The sequence below is a fragment of the Nocardioides flavus (ex Wang et al. 2016) genome (genome assembly GCF_014653115.1).
Taxonomy (GTDB): domain Bacteria; phylum Actinomycetota; class Actinomycetes; order Propionibacteriales; family Nocardioidaceae; genus Nocardioides; species Nocardioides flavus.
Map to the genome: position 1 here is coordinate 116,369 of NZ_BNAD01000006.1, position 16,015 is coordinate 132,383.

General features: G+C 72.2%; 15 protein-coding genes. 6 read left to right on the forward strand and 9 right to left on the reverse strand.

The window, feature by feature from the left end; all coding sequences use genetic code 11:
* Nucleotides 1-31: 31 nt before the first annotated feature.
* On the reverse strand, nucleotides 32-3,235 hold the full coding sequence (ileS, locus tag IE200_RS12415; protein ID WP_191279797.1) for an isoleucine--tRNA ligase: 3,204 nt from the start codon (nucleotides 3,233-3,235) through the stop codon (nucleotides 32-34).
* A 272-nt stretch (nucleotides 3,236-3,507) separates the two neighbouring features.
* Nucleotides 3,508-4,596, reverse strand: coding sequence for a hypothetical protein (locus IE200_RS12420; protein ID WP_191279798.1), 1,089 nt, complete (start codon nucleotides 4,594-4,596; stop codon nucleotides 3,508-3,510).
* 75 nt (nucleotides 4,597-4,671) lie between these two features.
* Between IE200_RS12420 and IE200_RS12425 the strand changes: the two genes are divergently transcribed.
* From IE200_RS12425 to IE200_RS12435, 3 genes are read left to right on the forward strand one after another with little or no spacing between them, the layout of a single operon-like run.
* On the forward strand, nucleotides 4,672-5,217 hold the full coding sequence (locus tag IE200_RS12425; RefSeq protein ID WP_191279799.1) for a DinB family protein: 546 nt from the start codon (nucleotides 4,672-4,674) through the stop codon (nucleotides 5,215-5,217).
* A gap of 43 nt (nucleotides 5,218-5,260) precedes the next feature.
* Nucleotides 5,261-6,202, forward strand: a complete 942-nt coding sequence (dapD, locus tag IE200_RS12430; protein ID WP_191279800.1) for a 2,3,4,5-tetrahydropyridine-2,6-dicarboxylate N-succinyltransferase — start codon at nucleotides 5,261-5,263, stop codon at nucleotides 6,200-6,202.
* Between the two features lie 11 nt (nucleotides 6,203-6,213).
* Nucleotides 6,214-7,182, forward strand: coding sequence for a hypothetical protein (locus IE200_RS12435; RefSeq protein ID WP_191279801.1), 969 nt, complete (start codon nucleotides 6,214-6,216; stop codon nucleotides 7,180-7,182).
* 102 nt (nucleotides 7,183-7,284) lie between these two features.
* Here the strand turns inward: IE200_RS12435 and dapC are convergent, their stop codons facing one another.
* On the reverse strand, nucleotides 7,285-8,430 hold the full coding sequence (gene dapC, locus IE200_RS12440) for a succinyldiaminopimelate transaminase (RefSeq protein WP_191279870.1): 1,146 nt from the start codon (nucleotides 8,428-8,430) through the stop codon (nucleotides 7,285-7,287).
* Between the two features lie 11 nt (nucleotides 8,431-8,441).
* On the reverse strand, nucleotides 8,442-8,768 hold the full coding sequence (gene fdxA / locus IE200_RS12445; RefSeq protein ID WP_056604759.1) for a ferredoxin: 327 nt from the start codon (nucleotides 8,766-8,768) through the stop codon (nucleotides 8,442-8,444).
* Nucleotides 8,769-8,835: 67 nt separating this feature from the next.
* Between fdxA and IE200_RS12450 the strand changes: the two genes are divergently transcribed.
* Nucleotides 8,836-9,759, forward strand: coding sequence for a GNAT family N-acetyltransferase (locus IE200_RS12450; RefSeq protein WP_191279802.1), 924 nt, complete (start codon nucleotides 8,836-8,838; stop codon nucleotides 9,757-9,759).
* 29 nt (nucleotides 9,760-9,788) lie between these two features.
* On the forward strand, nucleotides 9,789-10,589 hold the full coding sequence (locus IE200_RS12455; RefSeq protein ID WP_191279803.1) for a tryptophan-rich sensory protein: 801 nt from the start codon (nucleotides 9,789-9,791) through the stop codon (nucleotides 10,587-10,589).
* Nucleotides 10,590-10,595: 6 nt separating this feature from the next.
* Here IE200_RS12455 and IE200_RS12460 read toward each other — a convergent pair whose 3' ends face one another.
* Genes IE200_RS12460 through IE200_RS12475 form a run of 4 tightly spaced genes read right to left on the reverse strand, consistent with a single transcriptional unit; the run spans nucleotide 10,596 to nucleotide 13,959 of the window.
* Nucleotides 10,596-12,347 carry a VanW family protein gene (locus IE200_RS12460; RefSeq protein ID WP_191279804.1) on the reverse strand — a complete coding sequence of 584 codons (1,752 nt, stop codon included), beginning with the start codon at nucleotides 12,345-12,347 and terminating at the stop codon, nucleotides 10,596-10,598.
* A 9-nt stretch (nucleotides 12,348-12,356) separates the two neighbouring features.
* A complete protein-coding gene (locus IE200_RS12465; protein WP_191279805.1) occupies nucleotides 12,357-12,740 on the reverse strand; it encodes a hypothetical protein in 384 nt (127 codons plus the stop codon).
* The gene (gene mshB / locus IE200_RS12470; protein ID WP_191279806.1) at nucleotides 12,737-13,648 is read right to left on the reverse strand and encodes an N-acetyl-1-D-myo-inositol-2-amino-2-deoxy-alpha-D-glucopyranoside deacetylase; all 912 of its coding nucleotides are present in this window, start codon (nucleotides 13,646-13,648) and stop codon (nucleotides 12,737-12,739) included. Before mshB ends, IE200_RS12465 begins: the two co-directional genes overlap by 4 nt.
* Before the next feature lie 5 nt (nucleotides 13,649-13,653).
* Nucleotides 13,654-13,959 (reverse strand): hypothetical protein, encoded by a 306-nt coding sequence (locus IE200_RS12475; protein WP_229856456.1) that lies wholly within the window; start codon nucleotides 13,957-13,959, stop codon nucleotides 13,654-13,656.
* 43 nt (nucleotides 13,960-14,002) lie between these two features.
* Between IE200_RS12475 and IE200_RS12480 the strand changes: the two genes are divergently transcribed.
* Entirely contained in the window at nucleotides 14,003-15,106 is a 1,104-nt protein-coding gene (locus tag IE200_RS12480; RefSeq protein WP_191279808.1) for a hypothetical protein, read from the forward strand.
* Between the two features lie 99 nt (nucleotides 15,107-15,205).
* On the opposite strand, the gene IE200_RS12485 is transcribed toward IE200_RS12480, so the two are convergent.
* Nucleotides 15,206-16,012: a thioesterase family protein gene (locus tag IE200_RS12485; protein ID WP_191279809.1), complete on the reverse strand. Its 807-nt coding sequence runs from the start codon at nucleotides 16,010-16,012 to the stop codon at nucleotides 15,206-15,208.
* Between the last annotated feature and the right edge of the window lie 3 nt (nucleotides 16,013-16,015).

Consider the following 16,015-nt stretch of genomic DNA (forward strand, 5'->3'; position numbering starts at 1 on the left):
CGCGTGTCTCCCCGAGATCCCGTGGCGCGCGTCAGGCGCGGGTGACCTGCACGGCCACCTCGCTCGCCTCGGCGTAGGTCACGCTCGTCGCGAGGGTCTCCTCGGCGATCAGCGCCTCGTGCGTGCGCGCGGCCGCCAGCGTCTCCGCGGGTCCGGCGAGCGCGAGCGCGACGCGGTCGCTGACCTGGAGACCTGCGTCCTTGCGGGCCTGCTGCACCGCGCGCACCAGGTCGCGGGCGGTGCCCTCGGCCTCGAGCTCCGGTGTCACGGCGGTGTCGAGCACGACGAAGCCGCCCCGCGGCAGCATGCCGATCGCGGTGTCGTCGTCGGAGGTGCCGGCGACGGTCTCCAGGGCGTACTCCCCCTCGACGAGGACGAGCCCGCCGGCGGTGACGGTGCCGTCCTCGGCGACGGTCCAGTCGCCGGACTTGGAGCCCTTGATGGCGAGCTGGACGTCCTTGCCCAGGCGCGGGCCGGCGGCGCGCGCGTTGACGGTGAGGCGCTGCGAGACGCCGTACGACTCCGCCTCGGGCGCGTCGGCCGCGAGGAGCGTGACGGCCTTGAGGTTGAGCTCGTCGGCGACCAGTGACTCGAAGCCGGTGAGGTCGGCGTCGCTCACGACCGTCAGCCCGGACAGCGGCAGGCGGTTGCGGAGGTTGGCGGCCTTGCGCAGCGCCGAGCCCGCCGAGCAGACATCGCGGACGGCGTCCATGGAGGCGACGAGCGCGTCGTCGGCCGGCAGGTCGTCGGCGGACGGCCAGTCGGTGAGGTGCACCGAGCGCTCGCCGGTCAGGCCGCGCCAGACCTCCTCGGTCGTGAGCGGGAGCAGCGGGGCGGTGACGCGGCAGACCACCTCGAGCACGGTGTGGAGGGTGTCGAAGGCGTCGGCATCCTCGTCCCAGAAGCGCTCGCGCGAGCGCCGGATGTACCAGTTGGTCAGCACGTCGAGGAAGGTGCGCGTGGAGTCGCACGCGGCCGCGACCTCGTAGTTGTCGAGCTGGTCGGTCATGGCGGCGACGTGGTCGCGCAGCTTGGCCAGGATGTAGCGGTCCATCGGGTGGCTGCTGTCCGCGCGCCAGGTGGCGTCGTGGCCGGCGCCGCCCTTGGCCGCGTTGGCGTACAGGCTGAAGAAGGACCAGCTGTTCCACAGCGGGATCAGCACCTGCCGCACCGAGTCGCGGATGCCCTGCTCGGTGACGACGAGGTTGCCGCCGCGCAGGATCGGGCTCGACATGAGGAACCAGCGCATCGCGTCGGCACCGTCGCGGTCGAAGACCTCGCGCACGTCGGGGTAGTTGCGCAGCGACTTGGACATCTTCTGACCGTCGTTGCCCAGCACGATGCCGTGGCTCAGGCACGTCGAGAAGGCGGGACGGTCGAAGATCGCGCCGGCCAGGACGTGCATCGTGTAGAACCAGCCGCGCGTCTGGCCGATGTACTCGACGATGAAGTCGCCCGGGAAGTGGTGCTCGAACCAGTCCTTGTTCTCGAACGGGTAGTGCACCTGCGCGAAGCTCATCGAGCCTGAGTCGAACCACACGTCGAGGACGTCGGTGACGCGACGCATCGTGGACTTGCCAGTGGGGTCGTCGGGGTTGGGCCGGGTCAGCTCGTCGACGAACGGCCGGTGCAGGTCGGGGTTGCCGTCCTTGTCTCGCGGCAGCCGCCCGAAGTCGCGCTCGATCTCCTCGAACGAGCCGTAGACGTCGACGCGCGGGTAGTGCTCGTCGTCGGACTTCCACACCGGCACCGGGGAGCCCCAGAAGCGGTTGCGGGTGATCGACCAGTCGCGGGCGTTCTCCAGCCACTTGCCGAACTGGCCGTCCTTGATGTGGTCGGGGACCCAGCGGATCTCCTGGTTGAGCGCCATCAGGCGCTCCTTGACCTTGGTGACCTCGACGAACCAGGACGAGACGCCCTTGTAGATCAGCGGCTGCCGGCAGCGCCAGCAGTGGGGGTAGGAGTGGTCGTAGGTCTCGCGGCGCACGAGGACCGTGCCGGCGGTGACGCTTCCCGTCTCCCCCTCGCCGCGCGTGGCCGCCTTCAAGTGGTCGATGATCTGCAGGTTGGCGTCGAAGACCTGCATGCCCTCGTAGTCGGTGACCGGGAACGTGAAGCGCCCGTCCTTGCCGACCGGCATGACGGCCTCGATGCCCTCGCGGTCGGTGACGACCTTGTCGTCCTCACCGAAGGCGCCGGCGGTGTGCACGAGCCCGGTGCCGTCCGTGGTGGTCACGAACTCGGCGGGCACGAGGCGGAAGGCCCGCTCGTGGCCGGCGTAGTAGCTGAACGGCGGGGCGTACTCGAGGCCGACGAGGTCGGCGCCCTTTCCGCGCCAGGTGACCTCGGGGCTCTCGCCCAGCTCGCGGGCGTACGACGCCAGGCGGGCCTCGGCGACGAGGTAGCGCTCGGGGCTGCCGGTGGGGCCGTCGGAGGTGACCACGACGTAGTCGATGTCCTCGCCGACCATGACGGCGAGGTTGGAGGGCAGGGTCCAGGGCGTCGTCGTCCAGACGAGCACCTTGACGCCCTTGAACGGACCGTCGGTGGTCACGTCGTAGCCGACGGTGACGGCCGGGTCCTGGCGCATCTGGTAGACGTCGTCGTCCATGCGCAGCTCGTGGTTGGACAGCGGCGTCTCGTCCTGCCAGCAGTAGGGCAGCACGCGGAAGCCCTCGTACACCAGGCCCTTGTCGTGCAGCTGCTTGAAGGCCCAGATGACCGACTCCATGAACTCGGGGTTCATGGTGCGGTAGTCGTTGTCGAAGTCGACCCAGCGGGCCTGGCGGGTGACGTAGTCGCGCCACTCGCCGGTGTACTTCAGCACCGACTGGCGGCAGGCCTCGTTGAACTTCTCGATGCCGAGCTCGACGATCTCGTCGGTGGTCTTGATGCCGTTGAGGCGCATCGCCTCGAGCTCGGCGGGCAGGCCGTGGGTGTCCCAGCCGAAGCGACGCTCGACGCGCTTGCCGCGCATCGTCTGGTAGCGCGGGATGAGGTCCTTGACGTAGCCGGTGAGCAGGTGGCCGTAGTGCGGCAGGCCGTTGGCGAAGGGCGGGCCGTCGTAGAAGACGAACTCGTTGGCGCCGTCCTGCCCGGCGTCACGCTGCTCGACGCTCGCACGGAAGGTGTCGTCGGACTCCCAGTAGGCCAGCACCGCCTCCTCGATCGCGGGGAAGCGCGGGCTGCTGGCCACGGCGGTGGCGTCGGTGTGGCTGACCTTGGGGTAGGCCATCGGGCTGCTCCTCGCGGGTGCGTCGTACGTCTCGGTCTTCTGACACGAGGACGATCTGGCGACCGCGGTACCACCTCGCTTGGGGTCCGGGGACCCCCGCTTCGTTCCGGCTGTGTCGGGCCGTACCCGTCGGGGTCTAGTGAGGTGGCGGCCGGATCGCCGTACCCGTTCTTCCCGAGGCTCGCCGCTGATGACGGCTCAAGCGCCTGCGGCGATCGTACGGCTCCTGCGCGAGGCCGCGCCAATCGGTTCCGTGGACGCGCCGACCCGCGTCAGCCCTGACGACGGGCGACGAACTGCAGGGACATCGAGCAGGTGGGCGAGGTGTAGGCGAACGTCCCCCGGACGCGGTCGCGCTTGCGGGTGAGCAGCTGGGCCCCGAGCCAGCGGCTGCCGAGCTGGGTCACCGCAGCCGTCGCGCCGCTGCGCGGCAGGTGGATCTCGACGGGATAGACGGCCTTGGTGACGCTGGAGCCCTCGCAGAGCACTGCGGACGTGCGCAGCCGCACCACCCGGTTGTCCTCGGTGAGCCGGAACTCCACCGCGCCGTCGGTCGACTCGTAGCTGCCGGCGAGGGGCCGACGGGCGGCGATCCTCCGCGCCCGGATCTCCCACGACTGGTCGAAGGAGGTGCTGGCCAGGTCGTCACGCGCGGTGAGGGCGAGCTCGGAGTCGGCGATGCCGGGGGCGCGGATCTTCGCGACGACCGGGACGGTCCGGTCGGCGAGGACCGGGCCGAGCGCGAGGTCGCGCATGCGCACGCCGGGACCGGAGCCAGTGACGGCGACGTTGCTGGTGCCGCGAACGTGGGAGGTGACCATCAGCAGGACCGGCGTCGTCCGTCCGGCGGCGACCCGCAGCGGCGCAGCGGGGCGGGCCTGCGCGCCTGCCATCCAGGTGACGGACGCCATCTCGCCGACGAGCTCGTCACTGACGGCGTTCCTGGAGAACGTCGTCACCCGCAGGCAGCTCGGCTGCTCGGTGAGGAAGCCCTCCGGGAGCGGCCGCGTCACGGAGACCGTGTTCGCCGCATCGAGGGTGGTGACCGTCTCGGCCAGCTGGATGAGCGGCTCACAGCCCGCCGGGCGCTGGATGCCCGGGATCCAGCTCACCATCACGCTCTCGCCGGCCGGGACCGCACCTCCGAGCGTGGCGGATCCCTTCCACGTGTCGGCGCGCGAGTCGAGCTCAAGGCTGCCCCTGACGAGGATCCGCCAGGGCTCGCTGGCCGCCGGCATCCCCGGGGCGTGACCGGTGACGACTCCGTGCGAGCCCACGACCACCGGCTCGGCCTGTGCCTGGGTCGCAGGGAGCAGCGTCACGGCAGCAAGCAAGGACAGGACCATCCCCCGGTGCTTCATGCCCGGACCGTAGCAGCGCGTACGTCCGCGGGTGGTCGACTTGCCCGTCGCCGACACCGGCGGTTGGGTGATCCCATGGCGCACCCCGGGTACGACGGCATGTGGCTCCCGACCGACCAGGACCCGCGGATGCAGGCAGGTCCGACCCGCGGGGAGCGCGAGTGCCTCGTGGGCTACCTCGAGCACTACCGCCAGACCCTCGCGCTCAAGTGCGACGACCTCACCGCGGAACAGCTGGCGACGAGGGCCGTGCCGCCGTCCAACATCTCCCTGCTCGGCCTCGTGCGCCACATGGCGCGCGTCGAGCAGAGCTGGTTCCGCCGGGTGATCGAGGCGCGGATGGACATCCAGCGGCTCTTCCAGGACGAGGCCGAGGACGCGGGCTTCACCTTCCCCGATGCCGACGACGACCTCGTCCGCGCGAGCCACGCGCTGTGGCAGTCGGAGGTCGCGTACGCACGCGAGGTGCTCGAGCGCACCGACCTCGACGCGGTGGTCGACGTGCACGGGGAGCCGACCGAGGTGCGCGACATCGTGGTGCACATGATCGAGGAGTACGCCCGCCACTGCGGGCACGCCGACCTGGTGCGCGAGTGCATCGACGGCCGCACCGGGCAGTAGGGCGCCGCCCGGTCGGGTGGATCGGCCTCCGTACCCTTGCCCCGTGACTGCTGCTTCCGGACATGCCCTGCTGACCCTCCACGCCGGCTCGTCGGGCGACACCGTCCTCGACGCGTGGTTCCCCTCCCCCGTGCTCGGCGCGACTGACGGCGACGCCCCGGCGGAGCTGACCGCGCTGGAGGGCGACGACGGGGCCCGCGGCGTACGACGTGAGGTGCGGCTCGTCGAGATCGCCGACCTGGACGCGGCGCCGACGTCCACCGAGGACGTGTGGCTGCGACTCCACCTGCTCTCCACCCGCCTGGTCAAGCCCCACGGCCTCAACCTCGACGGGGTCTTCGGCCTGCTCACCAACGTCGTGTGGACCTCGGCCGGCCCGTGCGCCGTCGAAGGCTTCGAGGCGACCCGCGCCCGGATGCGCGCGAGCGGACAGCACGTCACGGTGTTCGGGATCGACAAGTTCCCGCGGATGGTCGACTACGTCGTGCCCAGCGGCGTACGGATCGGCGACGCCGACCGCGTCCGGCTCGGCGCCCACCTCGCGGAGGGCACGACCGTGATGCACGAGGGCTTCGTGAACTTCAACGCCGGCACCCTCGGCACCTCGATGGTCGAGGGCCGGATCTCCGGCGGCGTCGTGGTCGGGGACGGCTCCGACGTCGGCGGCGGCTCCTCGATCATGGGCACCCTGTCGGGCGGCGGCAAGGAGGTCATCTCCATCGGAGAGCGCTGCCTCCTCGGCGCCAACGCCGGCATCGGGATCTCCCTCGGCGACGACTGCGTGGTCGAGGCGGGCTGCTACGTCACCGCCGGCACCAAGGTGACCGTCTCCGACATGGACGGCAAGCCGCGCGTGGTGAAGGCGGCCACGCTCTCGGGCGTCGACAACATCCTGTTCCGCCGCAACTCGGTCAGCGGCGCCATCGAGGCCGTGCCGTGGAAGGGCGAGGGCATCGCCCTCAACGCGGCGCTGCACGCCAACTGACCGGACCCGCCGTGCCCTCCCTCCGTACGGTCGCCGTCGGCACCGTCGTGGCGCTCGGTGCCGTGGCGACCGGCCTCGTGCTGGTGGACCGCGGCGGCGTGCCGTCGATCCTGGACACCAGTGGGTGCACCGCGGAGGTCGACGGACACACGGTGGAGGTCGACCTCGAGCAGGCGGAGAACGCCGCCCTCATCACGGCGATCTCGATGGAGCGCGGGATGCCGGCGCGCGCGGCGAGCATCGCCCTCGCGACGGCCTACCAGGAGTCGAAGCTCTACAACATCGACTACGGCGACCGTGACTCCGTCGGGCTCTTCCAGCAGCGCCCCTCGCAGGGCTGGGGCACCGTCGAGCAGCTGACGGACCCGGTCTACGCGACCAACGCGTTCTTCGACGCGCTGCAGCAGGTCGAGGGCTACGACTCGATGGAGATCACCGTCGCGGCCCAGGAGGTGCAACGCTCGGCCTACCCCGACGCGTACGCCGACCACGAGAAGGACGGCCGCGTGCTCGCCTCGGCGCTGACCGGGAACTCACCGGGTGCGCTGTGGTGCGACGTGCCGGGCGACGCCGAGCAGGTGGACGCGCAGATCGACGAGACCGGCCTGGTCCCGCGAGCCACCGCTGTACGCCGCGACCTCGAGGCGCGCTTCGGCCAGCTGTCCCTCGGCGGCTTCGAGCCGGGCGGTGTGTCGAGCGGGCACATGGAGGGCTCGGCGCACTACGAAGGTCGGGCGGTCGACGTGTTCTTCCGGCCGGTCAACGCCGAGAACAAGAAGCGCGGCTGGGCGATGGCGTCCTACCTCGTCGCCAACGCCGACCGGCTGCACATCCGGACGATCATCTTCGACGACCGGATCTGGCGCGCAGGGTCGTGGGCGGGCGACGGCTGGCGCGACTACCGCGTGCCGTCGTCCTCGGGCGGCGACCGGGCGATCCTCGAGCACCGGGACCACGTGCACGTCGACGTCTTCGAGTGAGGTCGCGGGCGGCCGCGGTTTCCCCGCTCGAGCGGGGAATCTGGCTCCTGGAGGCCGTTGCAACCCCCTCGAGGAGTCAGGACACCCCGACAAGTACGGGGGTCAGCCCGCCAGCCGGTGCGCCGCGGCGGCGATCCGCTCGTCGGTGGCGGTGAACGCGACGCGCACGTGCCGGCGACCGGCGGCGCCGTAGAACTCGCCGGGCGCGACCAGGATCCCCTGCGCCGCGAGGTCGGCGACGGTCGTCCAGCAGTCCTCGCCACGGGTCGCCCAGAGGTAGAGCGACGCCTCGGAGTGGTCGATGGTGAAGCCCGCGGCCTCGAGCGCGCCGCGCAGGAGCGTACGCCGTGCGGCGTAGCGCGCGTGCTGCTCCTCGACGTGCGCGTCGTCGTCGAGGGCCGCGATCATCGCGCGCTGCTGCGGTCCGGGCATCTGCAGGCCGAGGTTCTTGCGGACCGCGAGCAGCTCGCCGACCAGCGCCGGGTCGCCGGCGAGGAAGGCGCAGCGGTAGCCCGCGAGGTTGGAGCGCTTGGACAGCGAGTGGACGGCGAGGACGCCGTCGAGCGAGCCGCCGTTGACCCGCGGGTCGAGGATCGACAGCGGCGCGTCGGCGGGGTCGTCGGACCAGGCGCACTCGATGTAGCACTCGTCGGAGACGAGGATCGTGCCACGCTCGCGGCACCAGTCCACGACCTTGCGCAGGTGCTCCAGCGGCAGCACGCGCCCGCTCGGGTTGGCCGGGCTGTTGAGCCAGAGCAGTCGCGGCGTGCGCGGTCCGAAGGCGGTGAGCGAGTCGGTCGCGAGGCTGTCGGCACCCGCGAGCGCGGCGCCGACCTCGTACGTCGGGTAGGCCAGCGCCGGGTAGCCGACCAGGTCGCCCGGGCCGATGCCCAGGTGCACCGCCATCGAGCCGATGAGCTCCTTGGACCCGATGACCGGCAGCACGCCGTCGAGCCCCAGCCCGGTCACGCCGTGGCGCCGGCCGAGCCAGTCGATCGCCGCCTGCCGCGTCTCCTCCAGCCCGATGGTCGTCGGGTAGCCCGGGGAGTCGGCCGCGGCCCGCAGTGCGTCCTGGACGACCGCGGGAGTCGGGTCGACGGGCGTGCCGACCGAGAGGTCACAGACCCCGTCGGCGTGGGCGCGCGCCGTCTCGGCGTACGTCGCGAGCTTGTCCCAGGGGAAGTCCGGGAGCCGCTGCGACACCTTCCGGTGGTCTCGGGAGGGTCGACGTACGACCCCCTCGGCCATCGGAAGGTCGGTCACTCGTCGTGCTCCTGCGGGGGCAGCGCGGCGACGAGCTCGTGGTCCTTGTCGATGACACCCATCTTGGCGGCGCCACCGGGCGAGCCGAGGTCGTCGAAGAAGTGGACGTTGGCGTCGTAGTAGCCCTTCCACTCCTCCGGGGTGTCGTCCTCGTAGAAGATCGCCTCGACCGGGCAGACCGGCTCGCACGCGCCGCAGTCGACGCACTCGTCGGGGTGGATGTAGAGCATCCGCTTGCCCTCGTAGATGCAGTCGACGGGGCACTCGTCGACGCACGCGCGGTCCTTGAGGTCGACGCACGGCTGGGCGATGACGTAGGTCACCAGGTCCTCCTGAAGGCGGGTCTGCACGGATGGGTGATGCGTGTCGGATCACTCTAGTATCCGGCGGGTGGCAGACACGTCAGAACCCCGCGCAGGCGAGACGGCGACCGGCCGCCACGCGCTCGGCCCGCACGTCGTGGGGCAGCGCGTCGTCGTGCGCCACCTGCTTCCCGACGGGCGCGCCAGCGACGTCCTCGGGGTCTGCACGTCGTGGGACGCGGACTCGCTGAGCGTCGACCGGGAGGGGCACGGGCCCGTGACCATCCCCCTGGCCGACGTGGTGACCGGCAAGCCGGTGCCGCCGCGCGCCTCCGTACGAGCGCGGGTGCGGGCCCGGACGGCCGAGGACCACGGGCTCGGCCTGTGGCCGGACACCGAACGGGTGGACCTCGGCGAGTGGGTGCTGCGCGCACGCCCCCCAGCACCCGGCGACCGTCCCCGCAAGCGCGCCAACTCGGCCCTCGCGATGGGCGACGCAGACATGCCCCTGACACACGCCACCAACGAGGTCCGCCGCTTCTACGAGGCGCGCGGGCAGGTGCCGACGGTGCAGGTCGAGCAGCGCTCGTCCTACGAGCGGTGGTTCCGCTCGCTGGGCTGGACGCCGGTGCCGGGCGGCGACTCGCACTTCCAGGTCGCGCCGACGTCGCGGGCCCTGCGGGCCGCCGGCCGTGGCCTCGACGGCACCGCGCTCACCGAGACCGGCTCCCGGTGCGTCGTCGAGCTGGTCGACGGAGAGCTCTTGGCCCGCGGCGAGGCGTACGTCGACGGCGACTGGGTCGGGCTGCACTCGGTGGAGGTGGCACCCGGGCGTCGACGTGAGGGACTCGGCACCGCCGTGGTCGCGGACCTGCTGGACTGGGGCGCCTCGCTCGGCGCGACGACCGCGTGGCTGCACGTCGAGGTCGACAACACCGCCGCGATCGCGACGTACGGGCGTCTCGGCTTCGTCACGCACCACTCCAACCGCTACCTCGCCGCACCGGGTTGAGCTCACCTGCCGTCCTGTTGGATGGCGGCGTGACGACCACCCAGAGCACCGCACCCGACACGACCGGAGCCGACCGCACGCGACAGGTGGTGGTCACGCTGGCGGAGGTGTTCTGCGTCTTCGGCACGCTGGTCGGCGTCGGGGTCATCGGCACCCGCGTCGAGGAGTCCTCCGGAGGGGCACTGGCTGCCGACGCGACGCTGTTGGCGCCGCTGGGGCCGGCCTTCTCGATCTGGTCGGTGATCTACGCCGGCTTGGCGGCCTACACCGTGTGGCAGTGGCTGCCGTCCTCGACGGCGGACCTGCGCGCCCGGCGTACGGGCTGGCCGGCTGCCGCGTCCATGGTGCTCAACGCGGCCTGGCTGCTCGTCACGCAGCAGGGGTGGCTGTGGGCCAGCGTCGTGGTGATCGTCGCCCTCGTCGTGGTGCTCGGCGTGCTCGTGCAGCGGCTGACCGACCTCGGTCCCGCTCCGTCGCTCGTGCAGCGGGTCGTGGTGGACGGCACCTTCGGCCTCTACCTCGGCTGGGTGGCCGTGGCGACGTGCGCCAACGTGACCGCGACCCTCGTGGAGGAGGGCGTCGAGACCTCCACGCTGGTGGGCGAGCTCGTCGCCGCGGCCGTCATCGCCGTGGTGGTCGCGGTCGCGGCCCTCGTCGTGGCCCGCACCGGCCCCCGCTGGACCTTCGCCGCGGCCGCGGCGTGGGGGCTGGCGTGGATCGCCGTCGGCCGGCTGACCGACGAGCCGGCCTCGACCCTGGTGGGTGCCGTCGCCGCGGTCGCGGCGGCGGCCGTCCTGGGCATCACCGCCCGCGCCGCCGTACGGCGCTGAGCAGCGCTACTCGTCGACGGCGTCGGGGTTGGTGCAGATGACCGTGTCGCTGGGGATGTAGGTGGTCGTGAAGACCTCGTCCTCGCGGGTCTCGGTGTTCTCCCCGACCGGCCGGAAGTAGCGCACCACGTCGATGTCGAAACCGCCGTAGCCCTCGTTGGGGTGGCAGGTGAGGTCGTCGATGCGCCGGGTCTTGGGCTTGGTCAGGTTGTAGCGCTCGCCGGTGGTGGTGGTGATGTCCCAGTACTTCGTCGAGTACATGGTCACGGTCACCGCGCCCGACGACGACGGCGTCGAGTCGGTGAACGAGGTGTCGATGAGCACGCCGTACGGGGTGTCGTTCTTGAAGCGCAGGTCGACCGCGCCCCACGCCACGGTGGCCTCGCGGCCCACCGGGTAGCGGTCGATGTAGAACGAGTGGGGCTTGTGCTCCACGTCCTCGAGACCGGCGAAGAACATCGCGTTGAACAGCGTGGTGGCCATCTGGGAGACGCCGCCGCCGAGGTCCTGCACCAGGATGCCGTCGTTGATGACGAAGCCCTTGGTGAACCCGTTGGCCTCCGTGCGCTCGCCGACCGTGTCGTTGAGCGAGAAGGTCTCCCCCGGCTTGAGCAGCGTGCCGTCGACGATGTCGGCGGCGCGGCCGATGTTGACGTTGCGGTACTCGGCGTAGGGGAAGTAGGTGGTGAAGGTCGAGACCCGCTCGCGGACCTGCAGCGCGCGGGCCTCCTTGGTCGTGAAGTCCGGCTTGGCGACCTTCGCGGAGAGCGTGAGCGTACGTTCCCCCTGCGGCGCGGCGACCACGCCGAGGAAGCCCGCCTCGAGCTCGGCGGCGTCGAACGTGACGCCCGGCTTGGCGGGCACCACCTGCGGGGCGCCGTCGACGAGCGCCACGGTCGCGTCGACCGGCGCACCCTGGGTCACCTTGCCGCCGACGACCTCGGTGAGCCGGGCGGAGTCCAGCGTCGGGACGAGCTCGCCGTCGACGGGCTCGAGCGACAGGGCCGCGGTGTAGTCCGCGGGGCGCAGGGCGACCTGCGAGCCCTCGAAGGCGAGGGTCACGGGCGCGGCCACGGCGGGCGAGGCGAAGGCGTCGAGCGCCTCCTGGACGTCGGTGGCGTCGATCGCGGGCTGGACCTCGGTCATCTCGAGGGCGACCACGTCGGGGTCCTCCTCGAGGAAGGCCGCCTCGAGCGCGTCGAGGGTGTCGCTGGGGTCGAGCGCCTGACCGGTGCGGGGCTGCCTCGTCGTGATCTTGTCGCCGTCGAAGCGGACCGCACCGTCGCGGGCGGTCGAGCCGTGCTGCTCGTCGAGACCGGCGAGGAAGGCGTTGTAGGTGGGCTCGTCCACCTCCACCTCCGCCTCGGTGGCCTCGCCGCCGGTGAAGTAGTTCCACAGCCGGACCGGGTCCCAGCTCCGCTCGCCGCCGGCCTCGGCGACCGACGCGTCGTAGTCGACCGACAGCCCCGCCTGGGCGGGGTCGATGGCGATCTCACTGCCCTCGACGGTCGTCGCGATGTCGCGGGCGACGCGATCGGCGAGCCCGGCTCGCAGGCGCTCGGCGGCTTCCTCCTGGGGGTGTCCGCCGATGCGGACGCCGGACACGGTGGTGTTGCGCGGGACCTTGTCACCGGCCACGTAGTGCGCGGCGACGTAGAGCCCGCCGAACAGCACCCCGAGCCCGAGGAGCAGCCACAGCACGACCTTGGCGCCCGCCTTCTCGCGGGGCTGCGTGGCACTGGTCTGGTTCGTCGGCACCCGGCGAGTTTAGGTGGCCGATCCCCGAAGTCCCGGATCGTCGGCGCGCCCCCGGGGCGTCGTACGCCGGCCGCGGACGGTCGCCACCGACGCGACGAGCAGCACCGCCGACCCGGCCAGCAGGGACCAGCCGGCGGCGTCGGCGGCGACCAGGAAGCCGCCTCCCGGGCCCTCGAGGACACCCCTCAGCACCGCGACGCACCACCCCAGCGCGAAGGCCACGCGCAGGCCGCCCGGCGGCAGCCAGCCGAGCACGACGACCGCCGTGGCCAGCGCCAGCGCCAGGCCCCACCAGTGGAGGTGGAGCAGGGTGCCGGCCACACCGGACACGACGCCGACGGACGCGGAGAGGGCACCGGCGAGCAGGCCGGCGAGGAGGGAGGGCGGCCTCACAGCCCCGCGAAGAGGTCGTCCTCGAACCCGTCGGCGTCGGTCGGGCCGGGGGTGCCCTTGACCAGGCGGTAGAACTCCTCGGACCACCACGAGTGGCCGCTCTCGGCGCCGGCGAAGAAGTGCCCGTCGGTCCGCACCTGGGTCTCGTGCTTGGCCAGCGCGTCCATCTTGCGCTGCACCGTCGTGGCCCCGTCGACGCGGGCGCTGATGAGCTCGTCGGGCGTCACGAAGGGCGGCAGCTTGCCGTCGGGCTCCATCCCGGCGAACGTCTCGGTGTCGCCGGCCTCGCGCAGCGCGCGCAGGCTGGCGCGCATCCGCGACTCGCTCATCGCGGTCCAGTAGATCTTGGCGATGTCGTGCGGCTCGCCGAGCTCGAGCTTGTACGACGGGGCGGCGGCGAGCTGCGCGGCGTACATCGCGACGCGGTGGGCCTGGATGTGGTCGGGGTGGCCGTAGCCGCCGAACTGGTCGTAGGTCACGAGCACCTGCGGGCGGACCTCGCGGATGACCTTGACCAGCTCGTCGGCGGCCTCGTTGAGGTCGGCGTGCCAGAACGCGTTGTCGGGGACGAACTCGCCTGCGACCGCGTGGCCGTCCTCGTGCCACGCCATGCCGGAGTCGTGGAATCGGCCGTAGCCACCCAGGAAGCGGTGGTCGGTGACGCCGAGGACCTTCATCGCCTGCTCGAGCTCGTCGCGCCGACGATCGCCGAGGCCGCCCTGCTCCTCGTAGGCGAGGTGGGACAGGTCGGGGACGAGCACCTCGCCCATCTCGCCGGCGGTGCAGGTGACGAGGGTGACGCCGACGCCGGCGTCGACGTAGCGCGCCATGGTGGCGCCGTTGTTGATGCACTCGTCGTCGGGGTGGGCGTGGACGAGCAGCAGGCGTCGCTCGGGGTTCTGCGTCATGTTCCTCAGCCTAGGTCGGGGCGCTTGATGCGCTTCGGCGCGGTCGGCAGGTGCAACGGCGGCGGAGGCGCGCCGTGTTCCGCACCGGCGCCCGGACCCTCCTCCGGCTCTTCATCGAGCCAGCCGTCGTGGGTGTCGACGAGCACCTCGAGCATGAAGGCCGGCGCATCGCTGAGCACCGCCCACGGGTGGTCCTCGTCGTCGTCCTCGCCGGAGAGCCGCTCGCGCTCCAGGCGTGCCTCGAAGCCGTCGGCGCGCAGCCGGGCGACGACCGCCCGTGCGTCGTCCTCGTCGAAGAAGATCGCCCTCACGAGGGTGATTCTGCCCCTCCACCGGCTGGCTAGGGTCGACCCCATGTCCACCGCGTCGGAGTCGCCGTACGTCCGGGGCGTGCACCTCGAGCGCACGGATGAGAACGTCCGCGAGATCGACGCCCTCGCCGGCCTCCTCGGCGAGCCGGCCGGCCTCGCAGGCCTGCTCACCGACCTCAAGTGGGAGCTGCGCCGCTCGCGGGTCCCGCGGCTGCTCGGGCGGGCGGTGCGCGAGGCGTACAGGTGGGACGCCCACGACGAGCGGGACGAGCAGTGGTACCCGCAGGGGATCTCCACCAGCGCCGACTCCTCCGAGACCGGGGACGTCGACGGGCGGCGGGTCGTCGTGACGACCTGGTACTCGACCGGCCGGGACGGCACCAAGCGCGGCTCACGGGTCACGTTCGTCGACCTCGACTCGGGCACCTACCGCCACGTCCTGCTGGTCTCGCCCGTGCTCGACGAGACCGGGGCCCTGACGCTGCGGCCGACGACCATCCACGCCGGGGGCGTCGTGTGGGCAGGGCCCTACCTCCACATCGCGGCCACCAGCCGCGGGTTCGTCACCGCCCGGGTCGACGACATCATGCGGGTGCCCGGCGACGACGACCACCCGGACCGGTTCGGCCTCGACGGCACCCGCGTGCACTCCTACGGCCACCGCTACGTGCTGCCGGTCCGGTTCACCTACCGCGCCCATGCCGAGGACGGCCACCAGAAGCTCCGCTACTCCTTCATGTCGCTCGACCGGGGCTCCGACCCGCCGGCCCTCGTCGCCGGCGAGTACGCCCTGGACCCCGACGCGACGACGCGGCTCGCGCGCTACGAGCTCGACCCGCACACCTGGCAGATCCCGGCCGGGGAGGACGGCTACTCCCGTCCCCTCGCGATCGACCACGGAGGCGTCCGGCAGATGCAGGGCGCGGTGATCGCGGGCGGGCGCTACCACGTGACGGTCTCGCACGGCCCCTGGATGCCCGGCAGCATGTACGCCGGCCGGCCGGGTGCCATGCGCGGGCGTCGCTGGGCCCTGCCGATGGGGCCCGAGGACCTGTCCTACTGGCCCTCCACCGACCGGCTGTGGTCGCTCACCGAGCACCCGCGACGACGCTGGATCGTCGCGATGGACCGCGCCTGGTTCGACTGACTTGCCCGTGAGTCGCTGAGAGACTCACAGCTCAGCGACCTCGCGACACGCCCGGGCTGCGCGTTGAGTCTCTGGGAGACTCAACGGCAATGGCGCAGGTCAGGCGCGCGGCTGCATCGCCAGCTGCCGGCTCTGGGCGACGAGGCGACCGGCGGAGTCCCAGACCTCGCAGTCCTCCTCGAACATGCCGCCGGCCACGTTGCGGGTGCGGTGCGAGACCCGGAGCCAGCCGGGCGCAGGCACGGCGCGGACGTGGACGGTCAGCTCGAGCGTCGGCGCCCAGCCGGGACGCCCGAGGTCGAAGGTGACCGGCGGCAGCGCGTCGCAGACCATGAGCAGGCCGACCGGGTCGACGTCGTGGCCGTCGGCCATCCGGAACCAGGCCTGGATGTGCCCGCGCCCGCTCGGCTCCCCGACCGCCCAGCCGACGCACGCGGGGTCGAAGCGCAGGTCGAAACGCTCCATCAGCGGGGCGACGCGGCGCGTCTCCTCGGGCGCGAGCGAGCCGGGCACGCACTCCTCGAGCGGGGGGATGGCCGGGGGCTCGGCGGTGGTGGCGACGTCGTCCGGCAGCGCGCCCAGGTCGCCGTACGTCGCCAGCACGGCGATGCGGGTGGCGCCCTCCTGGGCGAGCTCGGCCGAGACTGTGGTGACGGAGCCGCCCTCGCGCAGCAGCCGCGTGGACACCTGGGCCGGACCCGGCCGGGCAGCGGACAGGTAGTAGGCGCTGACCGACAGCGGGTGCGGCTTGGCCGGGATGGTCTCGGCGACGGCCCGGCCGACCACGCCGAGCAGGTAGCCGCCGTTGACGCCGCCGCCCACGACCCAGCCGGGGTCGAGCTCGGCGCCGAGGAGACCGTCGCCGGTCGCGGTCAGGGCGGTGTGGCTGTCCCACTCGGATGGCATGTG